We start from the raw sequence: 16972 nt of genomic DNA, 5'->3' as shown, positions 1-16972 counted from the left end.
GGTGACGGTATCGTTTTCTTCGACCATCAACGTCGCACCGGTTGGCACCGGGTACGATTCGATTTCACGACCGCGATCGTCGACCAACGAGATTTCGCCATTTCGTGTCAACACGATGTTGCGACCTTCGGTGTTTCGAACCGCACGCATCCGGGTCAGACGAACGATACCAGACTTCTTGCTCTTGATATCGGACTCTTCCATCTGCTTGCTAACGCTACCACCGATGTGGAACGTACGCATGGTCAACTGGGTACCAGGCTCACCGATACTTTGTGCCGCGATGATCCCAACCGCCATCCCTTCTTCGACCATCGCACCGGTGGACATGTCCATCCCGTAACAACGACGACAAACTCCGAGCGGAGCATCACAGGTCATCGGTGTACGAACTTGAATCTTCTCGAGTCCCATCGCTTCGATGCGACGTGCGATCTCAGGCGTGATCATCTGGTTCTCAGCGACGATGACTTCATCCGTCACAGGATTCACAATCGATTGACGACTGATACGTCCGTTGATCGAGTCGACCAAACTGACTTCGACCTTCTCGCCACGGTAAACGACCCCCTTGGTGATTCCTTGGGTCGTACCACAGTCGTCCATCGTGATCACCACGTTCTGGGCGACGTCGGCAAGTTTACGAGTCAAGTAACCACTGTCGGCCGTCTTCAGTGCCGTATCGGCCAAGCCCTTACGTGCACCGTGCGTCGAACTGAAGTATTCCAGTACCGACAAGCCTTCCCGGAAGTTCGCCTTAATCGGAGTTTCGATGATCTCGCCGGTCGGCTTGGCCATCAAACCACGCATCCCCGCGAGTTGTCGAATTTGTTCGATACCACCACGAGCACCCGAGTGCGACATCAAGAAGACGGGATTCACGTACCATCCGCCTTCGCGAATGTCATTTTCCATCGCTTTCATCATGTCGGTGGTGATCGATTCACGAGCTTTGGTCCATTCATCGAGAACCTGGTTGTAACGCTCTTTCCCCGTCATCAATCCGCGGTCATAAGCCTTCTTGTGCTTCATCACCTCTTTTTCAGCATCTTTGATGAAGCTGAGCTTGGTGTCCGGAGTCACCAAGTCATCGGTCGCGAACGACAAACCACTTCGCGTCGATTCGCGGAAGCCCATCTGCATCATGTCGTCAAGCAAGTGAATGGTTGCACGACGACCGAGACGTTGGTAGCAGTCCGAAATAACCTTCGCCAAGTCGCCACTTCGCATTGGGAAGTTGTAGTAGTCCATCCCGTCAGGCAACATTTCGTTGAACCGCACACGACCGGGGGTGGTGTCGATGATCGCACCATATTTTCCTGAATCGTCCTTGGTTTTCAACTTCTGGAACTTGGGCAAACGCAGCTTGATCTTGGCATGCACATTGATGATGCCCTGAGCGGTTGCCAAGTCGACTTCGTCGTAACCCGAGAAAACCATGCCTTCACCCTTACGGTCAGGCTGTTCCATCGTCATGTAGTAACAACCCATCACGATGTCCTGCGACGGACTCATAATTGGCTTACCGTTGGACGGTGCAAAGACGTTATTGGTACTCATCATCAACGTATGAGCTTCGACTTGTGCCTCGATCGAAAGCGGCAAGTGAACCGCCATCTGGTCACCGTCAAAGTCAGCGTTGAAGCCTTTACAGACGAGTGGGTGCAAGTGGATCGCGTTGCCTTCGACCAAAGTTGGTTCGAACGCTTGGATCCCCATCCGGTGAAGTGTCGGTGCCCGGTTAAGCAGCACGGGGTGATTGCGAATCACTTGCTCGAGGATATCCCATACCTCTTCGTCTTTACGCTCAAGCATCTTCTTGGCGGACTTGATCGTGTCGGCGTGGCCGAGTTCTTTCAAGCGACGAATGATGAACGGTTGATACAGTTCGAGCGCGATTTTCTTAGGCAAACCACACTGGTGCAGCTTCAAACGAGGACCGACCACGATCACGCTACGCGCCGAGTAATCGACGCGTTTACCAAGCAAGTTTTCGCGGAAACGACCTTGCTTGCCCTTGATCATGTCGGTCAACGACTTCAGCGGTCGGTTGGACGAACCAAGCACAGGTCGCTTACAGCGATTGTTATCGAACAACGCATCGACCGATTGCTGCAACATTCGCTTTTCGTTGCGAATGATGACTTCAGGTGCGTTCAGATCGACAAGTTTACGCAAACGGTTGTTACGGTTGATAATACGGCGATACAGATCGTTCAAATCGCTGGTCGCGAAGTTACCGCTATCAAGCAACACCAAAGGACGCAAATCGGGCGGAATCACAGGGATCACGTCCAACACCATCCACTCGGGACGATTGTCGCTGTCACGGATCGACTCAACAATTTTCAGCCGGTTGATCAAATCTTTTTTCTTCTGCTTCGATCCGGTTTCTTGCAGATCGACACGAAGTTTCTCGGACAGCGTGACCAAGTCCAACTTGTTCAACAGTTTACGAACCGCTTCGGCGCCCATGTCGGCGTCGAAGGCATCGTTGCCCCACTGAGCACGCGCGGCACGGTATTCTTCTTCGGTCAACAATTGACGATCTTCGAGCTCGGTTTGGCCCGGGTCGATGACGACGTAATCTTGAAAGTAGATAACTTTTTCGAGCGAGCTGGTCTTCATGTCCAACAGGTTGCCCAAACGCGATGGCATCGCTTTGAAGAACCAAATGTGGACGACGGGAGCCGCCAATTCGATATGCCCCATTCGCTTTCGACGGACGCGGCTGTGGGTCACCTTGACTCCACAGCGGTCACAAATCATGCCCTTGTACTTCATTCCACGGTATTTACCGCAGGCACATTCCCAGTCCTTTTCAGGGCCGAAGATGCGTTCACAGAAAAGACCGTCTTTTTCTGGACGGTAGGTTCGGTAGTTAATCGTTTCGGGCTTCTTGACTTCGCCGAAGGACCAACTTTTGATGTCTTGGGGTCGCGCGAGCGAGATGCGTACCGAAGCGTAGTCGTTGATGCGATCGTAATTGCTAGTTTCGCTAATCGACATAAATCACAGGCCTTAGAAAGCAGGTTTTTAGGTGTCAGGGGGGGTAGCGACAATCGAATGGAAAGTCGCAAAGTCATGACCGCAGCGGTTCGCTGCGGTTTCAAAACGAGAGAGGACAAGGTTTTTGGAGCGGATCAGTAAGTCGCCCGCTCGCAAAAACCCAATACCTAATACCTCTCTTAAATCGGTCGCTTCTCAAGCTGCATGTTGAGTGCTAGGCCGCGGATCTCGTTCGTTAACACGTCGAAGCTCGCAGGCGTACCCGCTTCCAACGTGTTCTCGCCCTTGACCATCGATTCGTAAATCTTGGTACGGCCTTCGACGTCGTCGCTCTTCACGGTCAACAATTCCTGCAGAATGTAAGCGGCACCGTAAGCTTCGAGTGCCCAAACTTCCATTTCTCCGAAACGTTGGCCACCGAAACGTGCTTTACCACCAAGCGGTTGCTGTGTGATCAACGAATACGGTCCGGTGCTTCGTGCATGAACCTTGTCATCAACGAGGTGATGCAGTTTCAGCATGTAGATGTAACCGACGGTCGTTTCCTGTTCCATCGGAACTCCAGTGCGTCCATCGGTCAAACGAATCTTACCGTGCGCGGGAAGCCCCGCTTCGGCGAGACATTTGTTGATGTCCTCTTCGCTCGCACCGTCAAAAACAGGAGTCAATGCTTGGAAACCAAGCTTGGCACCGGCCCATCCAAGGTGTGTCTCGAGAATCTGCCCCACGTTCATACGGCTAGGAACGCCGAGCGGGTTGAGCATGATTTGAATCGGAGTTCCATCGGGCAAGAACGGCATGTCTTCGATCGGCAAAATCTTGGCGATCACACCCTTGTTACCGTGGCGTCCCGCCATCTTGTCACCGACGCTGATTACTCGCTTGGTGGCGATGTAGACCTTGACCATCTGCAGAACACCACTGCGTAGTTCGTCACCACGTTTCATGCTGTTTAATTTGCGGTCACGCACATCGATGGCAGCCTCAACATTCGCCCATTGCTGAGCATGAACGCTTTCGACTTCCTTCTTCTTCGCTTCGTCTTTGACTTGATCCAAGATGTGATCCAAGCGGAACGAGGTCGCACGTTCGGCCACAAATTTCGGATCTTGACCGTCCGCCAACGGAGTCCCTGTCGCATCTTTGAGCTTCACTCCCGCGACTTCTTCCATTTCGCGAACGAGCGATTCAAAGGTGCTAGCGACTTCGGTATTCCCTTCGCTCTCGACGGCCTTCAATTCCGCTTCGAAAACCTTTCGCTCATCTTCAGACAAACTCATACGACGCGAGAATTTCTGCGTATCAATCACGATCCCTTCGATGCCCGATGGGACTTCGAGCGAGTCGTTCTTGACGTCTTCACCCGCACGACCAAAGATCGCGTGCAACAGTTTTTCTTCCGGAGTCAACTCGGTCTTGCTCTTCGGACTTACTTTACCGACCAGGATATCGCCTGGTTTGACGTAAGTACCGACGTTGACAATCCCCGAGTCATCCAGGTTACGAAGCGCTTTTTCGGAGACGTTGGGAATATCGCGAGTGAACTCTTCACGCCCCAGCTTGGTTTCGCGAATTTCGACATCAAAATCTTCGATGTGAATCGAGGTGTACGTGTCATTGCGAACCAATTCTTCGCTAATGATGATCGCGTCTTCGTAGTTGAATCCATCGAACGACATAAAGCCGACCAAGACATTTCGTCCCAGAGCCAATTCGCCGTTTCGCGTCGCGGCACCGTCAGCAATGATTTGGTTTTGCTCGACCTTGTCACCGATGCTAACGATCGGCTTTTGGTTCAAACAGGTACGTTCATTTAGGCCCTGATATTTCTTCAGGTCGTAGTGATCGCTGCCAATCTCGATTCGGGTCGAATCCGCATAGGTGACTTTGCCCGCACGACGTGCCCGCACGACCATCGCACTGTTGCGTGCGACCTCTCGTTCGACACCGGTACCGACGATCGGTGGCTCTGCAACCAGCAACGGCACCGCTTGCCGCTGCATGTTCGACCCCATCAACGCACGGTTTGCATCATCATGCTCGAGGAACGGGATCAAACCGGCCGAAACACCCACCATTTGGCTCGGTGCAACGTCCATGTAATCGACTTGCTCGGGCTGCACGATTTCGAAGTCGCTACGGAAACGAGCGATCATGTTGGGCCCGGGAACGAGCGCGCCATCGATGATCTCGGTATCCGCCGGTGCGACGTACGATTCACTCTCTTCGTCCGCTCGCAACCACACGACTTGATCAATCACCTTGCCTTCTTTGATCAACCGATATGGCGTGACCAGGAAGCCATAGCTGTCCACACCCGCGTAAATCGCGAGCGAGCTAATCAAACCAATGTTCGTACCTTCAGGTGTCTCAATCGGGCAAATACGACCGTAGTGAGAAATATGAACGTCACGAACTTCGAAGCCCGCACGTTTACGGTTCAAACCACCTGGGCCGAGTGCCGACAAACGACGCTCGTGCGCCAATTGGCTCAACGGGTTCGTCTGGTCAACCACCTGTGAAAGCTCACCACGACCGAAGAAATAATCGATCGCCGCGGAAACACTTTTCGGATTGATCAACGAACGAGGCGACATGTCTTGAGCATCTTTGATACTCATTCGCTCTTGAACGGTACGACGCAGCTTCAAGAAGCCCTTACGGAGCTCTTCGCTCGCCAATTCGTCGATCGTTCGCAGACGACGATTGCCGAGGTGGTCAATATCGTCGATTTCCGCGCCGCTGTCAGGATCGAACAGATTGATCAAGTACTTGATCGCCGCGATCATATCGTCGGGGCGAAGCGTCATGATGTCTTCATCGACGCCGAGCTGAAGCTTGCGGTTCAAACGGAAACGCCCAACCTTGCCCAAACGATATCGATTCTCGTCAAAGAATTTTTCCTGGAACAAGGTGCGAGCCTTTTCCAGCTGCGGCGGATTCCCCGGGCGAAGCCGTTGATAAATACGAAGCAACGCTTCTTCGTGGCTCGCCGTATTATCTTCCATCAAGGTATTGAAAATCAAAGGAATCTTGGGCGATTCCATGCACTCAATGCTGGTAACGCCAGCGGTGCAGATCGTCTCGGCAACTTCCTTGGTGACCTTGTGCCCGGCTTCGACGATAATTTCGCCTGCGCGATCCGAATCGCTGGGGTAAATCACGTCATCGACGGCGATCTTGCCTTCGATCTTCGCGGCACTCTTGCCACCGCTAATCTTGTACTCGCTCGTTTCGTAGAACGCCGCCAACAAATCAGCGTCGGTCGAGTAGCGGGGATCCATTGCACGCAGCAAAGTGGTCGCTGCAAATTTACCACTCTGGTCAATACGAACCGTCAGCGCGTCCTTCTTGGTCACGTTAACTTCGATCCACGAACCACGTTCGGGAATCACACGACAGCTTGGCAATTTGCGATCGGTCGTCGTGTCTTGCTCGAGCACGAAGTCGACACCGGGGCTACGGTGCAACTGCGAAACAACGACACGCTCGGCACCGTTAATGATGAATTCGCCACCGCCCATCATGATCGGCAGGTCGCCCAGATAGACCTCTTCTTCCACAGGCTCTTCGCGATTCAGACGCAACCAAATTCGCAGTGGTCGACCGTAAGTCAGACGAAGTTGGCGACATTCCTGACTGGTATAGCGTGGTTTGCCCAGTTCATAGTAAAGATATTCCAGCGTGATGTTGCCGTCATAACTTGAGATAGGAAAGATCTCGCGCAACACACTTTCCAGGCCTTCATCTTCCCGGTTCAGTGGCTCACGATCCTCTTGCAGAAACGCCGCATAAGACACGGTCTGCAGGGCGGTGAGGTCAGGTAGTTCAAAAGTGGAAAGTCCAGTTCCAAAGTGTCGAACGCTAGTAGGTTCGAGGCGACGCATGGTCGTAGTTGCCATCTTCGGTGAAAGCTCCTTAGGAGGCCAATATTTGGCGGGCGCGAGTGAGGTAGCAGAGGCGCTTTTCAATCAAACGGTTCGATTGAACTGAACAAACGATCGTGGTGCCAAGCGAATGCTTCGGGGTAACGAGAGCTGGAACAGTTGCAAAAGGCGACTGCCGGTGTGTATCAGCACGTTTAGCGCAAACCATCAGCCCGAGAAAACATCGAGGATGGATGAAGAGAATTCGCCGTCTCTGTGGGCCAACATTCCCAGAAAAACGGTCAAGCGGAAAGATTTGGACGCAAAACGCAACAATTACACCGGTGATCACCCTCAAACCCTAACAGATCGCCCAAAATCCGAAAAGGGCAAGTCGGTCTTTTTGGCCCGAATAATGCTACGCACGCCTGCCCCGCCCTCGGCCAACCCGAATAATGCCGCTAAACCGTTGCGGAGCATTGGTTTGTGACGATTTGGCAAAGTTGGTCGAGCCGAAGCACTCCGGATCGTGTGGCGACAAAAATCACCGCTTTGGGTTTGTGAAATCGGCAAGAAAAAGCGGTCAAGGACTCTTTTGTTCCGATTGGATCGATCGCGGCCCCGTTCTGCGGCCCATCCGCTTCGGCAGCGCGGGGTTTCCCGCTAGAATCGTCGGCGAGAATCAAAATCCCCCTCCCCTTCTGTCTTCGTGACGCTTTAACAAGAAACATTTGCCGTGAACGTATCTGAATTCCTGGAAAAGAATTTTCTCCATTTCAATGCTCGCGAAACCTTGAGTGCCGCAAAAAGCTATCGCGAATTTGTCGCTACGGAAAATGGCGGCAAGATGATGGTGACGCTCGCCGGGGCGATGAGCACCGGCGAGCTCGGAATTTCACTCGCCGAGATGATCCGCCAAGGCAAGGTGCATGCAATCACCTGTACCGCTGCGAATCTCGAAGAAGACATTTTTAACCTTGTCGCCCATGATGAATACCGCATCATCGAAGATTGGCGAGCCCTTTCGGTCGAAGACGAAGTCAAATTGCGTGACGAAGGGTTCAACCGCGTCACCGACACCTGTATTCCCGAAACGGTAATGCGTCACATCGAGAGCAAATTGCTGGTGATGTGGCAGGCAGCCGCTGAGAAAAAGGAGATGCGAATGCCGGCTCAATTCATGTTCGACCTGCTGGACGACGAGGATTTGGTTCAGCACTACCAGATCCCACGCGAAAACAGCTGGCTTGCGGCCGCCAAAGACGCGGGAATTCCCGTGTTCGTTCCCGGGCTCGAAGATTCGACGCTGGGCAATATCTACGCCGCTCGCGTGTACGAAGGCAAAGTAGCAAACCATCAAGCGATCGCGTCGGGCACGATGCAGATGGAAAAACTGATCCATTGGTACAGCGAAACCTCCAAACACAGCCCGATTGGGTTCTTTCAAGTCGGGGGCGGCATCGCAGGCGACTTCCCGATCTGTGTGGTGCCGCTGATGATCCAGGATCTCAAGCTGGACATCCCATTGTGGGCCTATTTCTGTCAAATCAGTGACGCGGTCACCAGTTTTGGTGGCTACAGCGGCGCCGTGCCCAACGAAAAGATCACTTGGTGCAAACTCGAGCCTGAAGCGCCGAAGTTCATGGTACAAAGCGATGCATCCATCGTCGCCCCGCTCGTGTTTGCCTACGTTTTAGAGTGGTAACGGGGCTTCATTTGAGCCGCGTGGTCTAAATTGACCGTTTTACTCGCGGCGATGCACCACGCGATCCAAGTCGCCGGGCTACAATGATGGCCTCTCGCTCCCCCGCTCAACCGCGTCGGTGCGAGTGTCGCCAAACGAGTTTGCAGAACGACGCTGGTGATAACCAACACCTGCACTCCGCAAACCGCTTGCGCGGTCCCACCTTCATTTCCTTCCTGGCATTGAGAAAAGTGATTCCATGAACCCACCCTTGCACTTCCATCGTCGACAGCTACTTGCGGGATCGATCGCAGGCGCCGCCGCAGTCGCAACATCGAGTCCCTTGTTGGCATTATCCGCGAACGACCGAATGAAGGTCGCGTTTGTCGGCGTCGGCGGTCGTGGGGGTGCCAATCTTTCCGCGATTTCGTCAAGTGGGGCGGTGGATGTTGTCGGGCTGTGTGATGTCGATTCCAGGTTCGTGGATCATGCCGCCACACAATTTACCGCGGCGAAAAAGTTCTCGGATTTCCGCAAGATGTACGACGCGATCGGAAACGACATTGACGCGGTGGTTGTCAGCACGACCGAACACACGCATGCCTATGCCACGATGCCAGCACTGCAACTGGGCAAACATGTTTACTGCGAAAAGCCGCTCGCTTACAACGTTTACGAAACCCGTCGTATTGCAGAAGCCGCAGCCAAAGCGGGCGTCGTCACTCAGATGGGAACGCAAATCCATGCATCGGGGAACTATCGCCGCGTCGTTGAATTGATTCAGAGCGGTGCGATCGGCGACGTCAGCGAAGCTCATGTCTGGGTATCCCGAGCGTGGGGCTACCAATCCGAAGCGGACGCAGCAAAACACCGCGATCGCTTGTTCGTGGACAGCCGTCCTCGAGGTGCGATGAAACCGCCCGCTCATCTGGACTGGGACCTGTGGCTTGGACCGGCACCGAAACGCCCCTTCCACGAGGTCTATTTCCCCGGACCAAACTGGTATCGGTGGTGGGATTTTGGCAACGGCACAATGTCCGACCTTGGTTCGCACTGGAACGATCTTCCCTTCTGGGCCCTCCAATTGGACGCGCCGCAGACCGTCGAGTCGTTTGGGCTTCCGCCGCATCCGGAAATCGCACCGGCATCGATGACGGCAGTTTACCAATATGGATCGCGAGGCAAATTGCCGCCGGTCACGTTGAGTTGGTACCAGGGAACTCATAAGCCCGAACTGTGGACACAGAAAGCCATTCCGCAATGGGACAGCGGTGTTTTGTTTGTCGGCAGCAAAGGGATGTTGTTGTCCGATTATGGAAAGCACGTCCTGTTGCCTGAGTCGGACTTTGCCGAATTCAAACGCCCTGAACCGTTTATCGCTGATTCGCCGGGTCATCACCAAGAGTGGTTGCAGGCGTGTCGCGGCGAAGGCGAAACCGGCAGCCCGTTTGCCAGCTACGCCGGCCCGTTGACCGAAGCCAACCATCTCGGCAATGTGGCCTATCGCCTGGGCAAAAAAATCACTTGGAATCGCGAGACAATGGAGTGCGTCGGATGCCCTGAAGCCGAGCCTTTGCTTCGTCGCCAGCCACGTGCCGGTTGGTCGCTGGGATAATCCACGAACTCCTCCCCCCTTTCGATGCACTCACAAAACCGCTCGATGAATATTCTCAACCATGCTCGCAGCTTGGCAGACGGACTTGCCAAGAACGAAAAGCGAATTGTATTTGCCGAAAGCTGTACTGCGGGGCTGGTCTCTGCGACGCTAGCATCGGTACCGGGAATATCAAACTGGCTGTGCGGTTCCGCGGTGGTGTATCGCGAGCAAACCAAGACGCAGTGGTTAAACATTGCTGCGAGTTTGATCGAAAAACACACGGCGGTCAGTGCGTTAGTGACGATGGAGTTGGCCAAGAACGTGCTGGAGCAAACTCCCGAAGCCGACTTGGCCGTTGCGGTAACAGGACACCTCGGGCCTGACGCGCCGGCGGAGCTCGATGGCATCATTTACGTCGGTGTGCTGTGGCGAGGCCAACGAATCGCCGATGCGGCAGTTCGCGCCGTGCGGCTGGCGGCTTCAGAGCGGGTCGAGCGACAACAGGAAGCAGCGGGCATTGTTTTGAGCGACGCTAGCGAAAGTTTGTCCGCGAAATATTCGCCCCGTCTGCGGTAAACCCCGTTGCGACCGCTGTGTATCGATCGTGCAGCGGCGTTCGCAACCAACAGATTAGCCGGTGTTCATGCTAGCCGGTGTTCATACCGACTTGCAGTCCATCGGGGGCAAAAATACTGCGTCCCCCATCCACGGGTAAACAGACGCCGGTGACAAAGTCGTTTTCACATAAAAACTGGACGGCATGAGCGATGTTCTCAGGCGTACCGATCTTGCCGACCAAGGTGCTCGCCGCGAGCGATTGCAGATGCGATTCGCTGACGTCCTGCGAAAGCAGCACGGGCCCCGGCTGGATGCAGTTCACACGCACGCGTCGATTGCGATGCCCTAGCTCGACCGCCAGCGAACGGGTCATCACCTCGATCGATCCTTTGCTGGGGAAATAGGCAGCGTGATCGAGGTACGGCCGCACGGTAGCCCAATCACCAATGTTCACGATCGATCCGCCGGAGGGCTGCGTCACCATTTTCAACCCCGCCGCTCGGGCACACAAGAAGGACCCCAGAGCATTGATTTCGAAATAGCGTCGCACTTCGTCGGAAGTCACGTTTTCTAATCGTGTCGGCTGCCAAATCGCAGCCGAATTGACCAACACATCGATGCGACCGAATCGCGAATGCGTTTCTTCGACAATGCGATCGGCCACCCCATCGTGCTGCAGCCCCCCACAGGTCACGATCGCTTCGCTGCCGAAACGCCGCGTGATTTCCGCAGCCGCTTGCGAGGCCTCGTCCGTGCTGGTGTTTGCATGCAGCGCGATACGGCATCCCTGCTCGGCCAACGCCATCGCGATCGCACGACCGACTCGCGGTGCACCGCTGCCGGTAACCAAGGCGACTGGATTGGGACAGTCAAAAACGCGGGCATATGCCGGGGATGGCCGCGGCACGGCGGTGGGCTCAGGAAATGACATGCTGGTTTTTAAGTGACGAAGTGCGTTTTGGCGGCTCGCAAACCTCGCAGGTGATCTCGATCCAGCAGCAAGAACGGATCCACGAGCGGACGCCATGATTCACCACGCTGGGTGATCTGGGATTCGCTGACCGGTCCGAGCTTGTCTGCAGCGAGTGCAAGATAAGGAATACGTTCGGGTAAGATATCCATGATCCGGCACAGCGTGGAGTCGACGGCGGTTAAATTTTGGCCGACCAACACCAACCCCATCGACTTTTTCGTCCCCAGAATGGGGCCATCGCCTTCCATACAATCAATCCCATCGACGATCGTTATCGTTCGGCCGACCGAGGAATTAATGTCGAACACGGTTTGCGGAATGCCATTGAAATGCAACACATTTTTGGGCCATCCGTATTTGCATCCCGGGATCACGCCGTACAGATTTTTCATCGCGCCGGTCATTCCCATCCAATGATGCGTTTTCATCTTTGGCATACTGACGACCAAGTCCGCTTCGATCACCGCTTGTGGGAAATAGAATTGTTTCAGTGCGCAGGCGCGGCCCACGTTTCCCACCGCACGGACCTGTTGGTAATTCAGATCGGCAAAGGAAAGTTTGGCATCCTGCAGTGCTTCGATCACACCGGAATCGAGCAATGCCTGCTCGGTATCACGAACGTGCCCGGGACCTTCGCCGACCGTCACTTCGGCATTCCAGCCACGAAACACCTCCGCAGCGGCCTGGATCATCGCCGGGTGCGTCGTCATGTGGGGCGCAAGCCGTGATGGTTCGACCAGGTTGGGTTTCAGCAAAACTCGTTTTCCCGTGATCCAGGTGGGATCAAATTCGCAAGCGATCAAACCCTCGCGAATCGTGCGTACAAGCTCGCCATCGTATTTTTGATTTCTCGCAATAAACACCGACGAATTCGGTCGCGATTGGCGGTTCCAGTACGCCACGCCCGCAGCCCCCGCGGCCACGACGGCTCCCGAGACGAGAAAACCGCGACGGTCCTGCTGTGGCGTCGGGTCGATCGGATCATTGGATTGACTCATTTGCCGGTCCCTTCCGTAGGTCGAACAACTTGCAGCGGTGGCAAGTCGAGCAGCGGTGATTCGCGAAACCGCGCCGCCAACATCATTTGATTTTGCCGATGAGGGTTCTCGCCCATCACTTGCAATCGCTCGATCGCCGAACGAAGCGGCCAGTCGAACTCCAATTCAAAACCGTTTTCTGAATCCCAGGCTGCCGACACCAATGCATGAATGGTCCAGGCAAGTGACGTGGCGGCAATCGGACGATTGAGTTCTTGTTGCAAGTAACGCACCGTTGCGGCAAGCCCATCGGGAACAGGCGTGATACGGTGCAGGGCAACGACACACATCGCACTGGGCAGCACATGCGGACGCAATACTTGACCAAGCACAAACGTGTTTCCATAGTTTGCACCACCGCTGGGCAATTGACGATCCAACAGCAACTTTGTCGCTTCGATCGCGCGTGGATGATTTGCGCGGTCACAATGTCGCATCGCGAGCACCGCCATCGCAGTCGGTTCGATCCAAGAATGGGTTCCTAGAACCCAAGGCCAACCGACCAATTCGGTGTCATGACCAATGATTTCATTGCGAGCGATTTTTTCGCCGCCACAATTCAGGAGATAATCCAACCCTTTTTCGTAGCCATCGCGGCACCACGACTTTGCTCGTTCAGGCCATTGTTTCTCAAAATGCCGCCACGCGATACAGGCAAGCGAGGTGGGCCAAAACGGTCCTTTGTCATCAAGCCATACCGCAACAGAACCGTCACCGAGTTGCGAATCCAATAGCCGTCGACATGCCGTTGCCGCTGCCGCAGGACGCCGATAGGCACATGCCGCCAGGGCCGCAAACGCAACGGACTCGGCCGACGGAGGATCTCCAGGAACATAACCCACAATCGGCTGCGCATCCAAACGCTTGGTTTGCTGCTCGATCCACTGGGCTGTTCTTACGGGGGCCGTGCTTACGCGGGCCGTGTTCACTTCCATGTCGCCGCCATTGGAGTCATTGGGGTTAAGCCGATTGCGGTTGATCTTGATCACGCCGGACTGCTGCTTTGCGCAGAACCGCAGATCGCGTTCGCGTTCGCATCACAGGACGCTAAATGCGGCGTTCAGCCTCGGAGGGCTGGCACTCGCCTTTCGCAATCCTACGAGTCGAGCGATAGCATGACAATACGAACGTCCGTGACGTGGCATGCTACGTGACACCTGTGAGCGTCATCCTCTAAAAAAGACGAGGAAAAGCGTTATAGATACTTTGCTAGCGGTCCGCCGCGTGCCGCCCGCGCATCGACTTTGGCGGTGGTTTTGGGATCTTCGATCAGCGGCGGTGCATGCGACGGCTTGACGCGGGCATCGATAATCAGCGGCCCACTACAGCCCCAGTGTTTGTCGATCAGCGATGGCTGCACGCCGGCAACATCCACGGCGGGATTGCTGCGGGTAAAGGTGGTCCACAACCAATTTGAAAGCGATGCGGCGGCAAACGCACTGTCATCCACCAAAGTAAGGATCATCACCCCGGCGAGACAATCGCGTTGCCGGTCCTTCCATTGCCCCATCGCCTCGGCCAGCCGATCAACCTCGCTTGATTTTCCATCGCTTGATTTTCCATCGCTCGAGTACTGCGGCGACTCGATTGCAAACACACCTGGCATCACGCGGCGTGGTTGCGAAAACGGTTCCGGCAATGAAACGTCGTTTGGCCACTCACTTGCTAATTCGCGAACCGGATCGCCCGAAGCAGCGACGACCAACTTCGAACCGCGATTGAGCCCGCTGCCGCTGTAGTCAAGCGTGTCGATTGTCGTTCGCGTATGAAAATGCAAATCGCGTCGCCAATCCACGCGTTTGAGGAGATGTTGGAAAAACGGTTCGATGTGGTGAATGTCAAGTTGGCCCGAAGGGTCGTCGGTGATCCACAGGTACTTGGCAAGCGAGAGCTGTCCGTTGCCGAGGATCGCGTTGGCTTGAGTCAGCAATTCCTGAGGCTCTTGGCGTTCCAGATACGGCATATAGCGTTCGCTGCCGATCGCTAACAGCAACGGGTGCACACCTGCGGCATCCACGGCATGCACCGCTTTGACACCGGGGATCACGGTTGGAATGATTGGGTCGGTCAATTCATGAATCAATTGGCCAAACGTGGTGTCTTCCTGAGGTGGTCGACCGACGACGGTAAACGGCCAAATCGCACCATCGCGGTGCCACACGTGCTCGACGTGCATCAGCGGGAAAGGATGTTCCAAGCTGTAGTAACCGAGATGGTCCCCGAAAGGGCCTTCAGGTTTCGTCCGCGCCGGATCAATGGTCCCCACGATGGCAAAATCGGCATCGGCATAGACCGGCGCATGATTGCCTCGCACCATTGCGATGCGTCGCCCCGACAGCGCACCGGCAAAGATCAATTCGCTCAATCCTTCGGGCAACGGCATCACCGCGGCAAGCGTCATCGCCGGCGAACCGCCCACAGTGATTGCGACACGCAGCGGCTCGTTGCGATCGAGTGCCGCACGATGATGGACACCGATGCCTCGATGAATCTGATAATGCAACCCAATCTCTCGATCCGCTTGGTACTCATTTCCCGAAATCTGGATCCGGTACATGCCTAGATTGACTTTCATCAGATCTTGGGGTGCGGCCGGATCCTCACTCAGCACTTGCGGCAACGTGACAAAGGCCCCTCCGTCATCGGGCCAGCACTTCAATTGCGGCAACTGCGAAACACGGCACTGATTCGCCATCACCGCGCCGCGGGAGACCGACTTTGGCAAGGTATGCAGCGCGGTCCAGGGAACCCCCGCGTAACGCAGCGGTCGCTTGGGAAGTGCCGACGGATCCAATTTCAGTTCGATCAGCCGGCGAACCGATTCGAGCGTGTCTCGAAACAGATAGCGAGCCTGTTCCAGCGTCCCGAACAAATTGGACGCCATGGGGAACCGTGACCCCACCACATTGGAAAACAGGATGCCAGGTCCTCCGCGAGCGTAAACACGTCGCTGTATCTCTGCCATCTCCAAATCAGGATCGACCGGATCGGTGACCTCGATCAAACGTCCGTCTTGGCGTAAATCCTCGACAACATCTTGAGTGCTACGGTGCTTCACAATCAGCTTTCAAATCGAGCAGGAGGGAATCTGCGGTAGTTGTAGAACAAAGGCCCAAGCGAGCAACCGCCCCCGCAGCAGCGACGGGTCTACGATGATCAGAGGGTCTGCGAGGATGACGGGCTCCCCAAGATGATGGCCCCCCCAAAGATTACTGGCTAGCTAGGATAACCGGCGAGATGTCTTTAGACTAACAGCGGTCGATCACGAATCATGCTCGACCGCCACCGCAGCGGTCACACGGAAAGTGCCTGCGTCCCATTGCCCTACAAACCCCTGAAAACCGATGCTTGAAAGTCTTCCGCTTCCCTCGCCCGATGTCAGCCGACTCACCGATGCATCTGATGCGTCCACCGACGTGTTGATTGTAGGAATTTCGGATAAGCAGCAGGATTCGGCCACCTTGACTCGACTGAACGAAGCGGGCGACGGCTGGATCGATCGGCTGCGCAAACGGGGTACGATTTCATGTAAACGAGGCAAAATCAACAAATTGGTTCCGGCCAGCAACGATGGCCCCCCGGTTGTGCTACTTGTTGGCACCGGCGACGACGCTCGCAGCAATCGCGTGGATGCATTTGAGATCGCCGCGATTGCGATTCGGTCGATCACCAACAACTCGCTGGACCGAGTTGATATTGCGTTGGGTGAGTGTTTTGATGCATCGACCCATGATGCGATTGTGGCTGGAGCGATTTGTGCCTGTGAAAACCTAGCGATTTATCAAACGGATCCGAGCACGCATGTGCCTGCTGCGATTCGGTTCTCGGGCATTTCGCAAGAAGCGATCGAACGAGGTAAGATCATCGGCCACGCGATCAACCAAACTCGTCGGTTGGTGAACGAACCTGCCGGGGTGATTTATCCCGAAACCTTTGCTGCGCAAGCGAGCCATGTTGCCAAGGCGTCCGGGTTGAGCATCGAAGTCTGGGATGAAACAAAACTCGAAGCCGAAAATTGCCGCGCGATCCTTGCCGTCGGTGCGGGTTCGGCTCGCCCTCCACGAATTGTAATCCTTCGCCATCAAGGGGGGGGTGATGAAGCTCCGGTTGCCATCGTGGGTAAAGGGGTCACGTTTGATAGTGGCGGTTTGTCGATCAAACCCAGCGACGGCATGGTCGACATGAAATGCGACATGGCCGGCGCCGCGACGGTGCTTGGCGTGATGCAAGCGGTCGCTCAGCTCGGAG

10 protein-coding genes are annotated in these 16972 nt (G+C 55.2%); 4 read left to right on the top strand and 6 right to left on the bottom strand.

Features of this window, described 5'->3' with window-relative positions:
• Both rpoC and rpoB read right to left on the bottom strand, forming a co-directional pair.
• The coding region (gene rpoC / locus ABX962_RS11705) for a DNA-directed RNA polymerase subunit beta' (protein WP_372719552.1) at positions 1 to 3009 on the bottom strand (3009 nt) is incomplete at its 3' end.
• 179 nt (positions 3010 to 3188) lie between these two features.
• Complete coding sequence (gene rpoB, locus ABX962_RS11700; RefSeq protein WP_372719550.1) at positions 3189 to 6911, bottom strand: DNA-directed RNA polymerase subunit beta; 3723 nt, start codon at positions 6909 to 6911, stop codon at positions 3189 to 3191.
• Positions 6912 to 7611: 700 nt separating this feature from the next.
• Between rpoB and ABX962_RS11695 the strand changes: the two genes are divergently transcribed.
• The 3 genes from ABX962_RS11695 to ABX962_RS11685 all read left to right on the top strand — a co-directional run bounded on the left by ABX962_RS11695 (position 7612) and on the right by ABX962_RS11685 (position 10732).
• Positions 7612 to 8580, top strand: coding sequence for a deoxyhypusine synthase family protein (locus ABX962_RS11695; RefSeq protein ID WP_372719548.1), 969 nt, complete (start codon positions 7612 to 7614; stop codon positions 8578 to 8580).
• A 238-nt stretch (positions 8581 to 8818) separates the two neighbouring features.
• Complete coding sequence (locus ABX962_RS11690) at positions 8819 to 10174, top strand: Gfo/Idh/MocA family protein (protein ID WP_372719546.1); 1356 nt, start codon at positions 8819 to 8821, stop codon at positions 10172 to 10174.
• 45 nt (positions 10175 to 10219) lie between these two features.
• On the top strand, positions 10220 to 10732 hold the full coding sequence (locus ABX962_RS11685; protein WP_372719544.1) for a CinA family protein: 513 nt from the start codon (positions 10220 to 10222) through the stop codon (positions 10730 to 10732).
• Between the two features lie 70 nt (positions 10733 to 10802).
• Here ABX962_RS11685 and ABX962_RS11680 read toward each other — a convergent pair whose 3' ends face one another.
• The 4 genes from ABX962_RS11680 to ABX962_RS11665 all read right to left on the bottom strand — a co-directional run bounded on the left by ABX962_RS11680 (position 10803) and on the right by ABX962_RS11665 (position 15782).
• Positions 10803 to 11645 carry an SDR family NAD(P)-dependent oxidoreductase gene (locus ABX962_RS11680; RefSeq protein ID WP_372719542.1) on the bottom strand — a complete coding sequence of 281 codons (843 nt, stop codon included), beginning with the start codon at positions 11643 to 11645 and terminating at the stop codon, positions 10803 to 10805.
• A gap of 8 nt (positions 11646 to 11653) precedes the next feature.
• Entirely contained in the window at positions 11654 to 12685 is a 1032-nt protein-coding gene (locus tag ABX962_RS11675) for a DUF362 domain-containing protein (RefSeq protein ID WP_372719540.1), read from the bottom strand.
• Positions 12682 to 13713 (bottom strand): hypothetical protein, encoded by a 1032-nt coding sequence (locus tag ABX962_RS11670; protein WP_372719538.1) that lies wholly within the window; start codon positions 13711 to 13713, stop codon positions 12682 to 12684. The genes ABX962_RS11675 and ABX962_RS11670 overlap by 4 nt, the downstream gene beginning before the upstream one ends.
• Before the next feature lie 206 nt (positions 13714 to 13919).
• Positions 13920 to 15782: a UbiD family decarboxylase gene (locus ABX962_RS11665; RefSeq protein WP_372719536.1), complete on the bottom strand. Its 1863-nt coding sequence runs from the start codon at positions 15780 to 15782 to the stop codon at positions 13920 to 13922.
• Positions 15783 to 16068: 286 nt separating this feature from the next.
• Here ABX962_RS11665 and ABX962_RS11660 point away from each other — a divergent pair.
• On the top strand, positions 16069 to 16972 hold a 904-nt coding region (locus ABX962_RS11660; RefSeq protein WP_372719534.1), incomplete at its 3' end, for a M17 family metallopeptidase.

Origin of the sequence: Novipirellula sp. (assembly GCF_041583735.1) — a bacterium.
Classification (GTDB): Bacteria; Planctomycetota; Planctomycetia; order Pirellulales; family Pirellulaceae; genus Novipirellula.
The sequence above is the reverse complement of the archived record's forward strand: the minus strand, read 5'-3'. Positions and strand labels throughout refer to the sequence as shown.

Excerpts from the sequence above, each read along its gene's own strand:
- rpoB (WP_372719550.1), bottom strand. The coding sequence starts at position 6,911 with ATGGCAACTACGACCATGCGTCGCCTCGAACCTACTAGCGTTCGACAC.
- ABX962_RS11690 (WP_372719546.1), top strand. The coding sequence starts at position 8,819 with ATGAACCCACCCTTGCACTTCCATCGTCGACAGCTACTTGCGGGATCG.
- ABX962_RS11685 (WP_372719544.1), top strand. The coding sequence starts at position 10,220 with ATGAATATTCTCAACCATGCTCGCAGCTTGGCAGACGGACTTGCCAAG.
- ABX962_RS11680 (WP_372719542.1), bottom strand. The coding sequence starts at position 11,645 with ATGTCATTTCCTGAGCCCACCGCCGTGCCGCGGCCATCCCCGGCATAT.
- ABX962_RS11675 (WP_372719540.1), bottom strand. The coding sequence starts at position 12,685 with ATGAGTCAATCCAATGATCCGATCGACCCGACGCCACAGCAGGACCGT.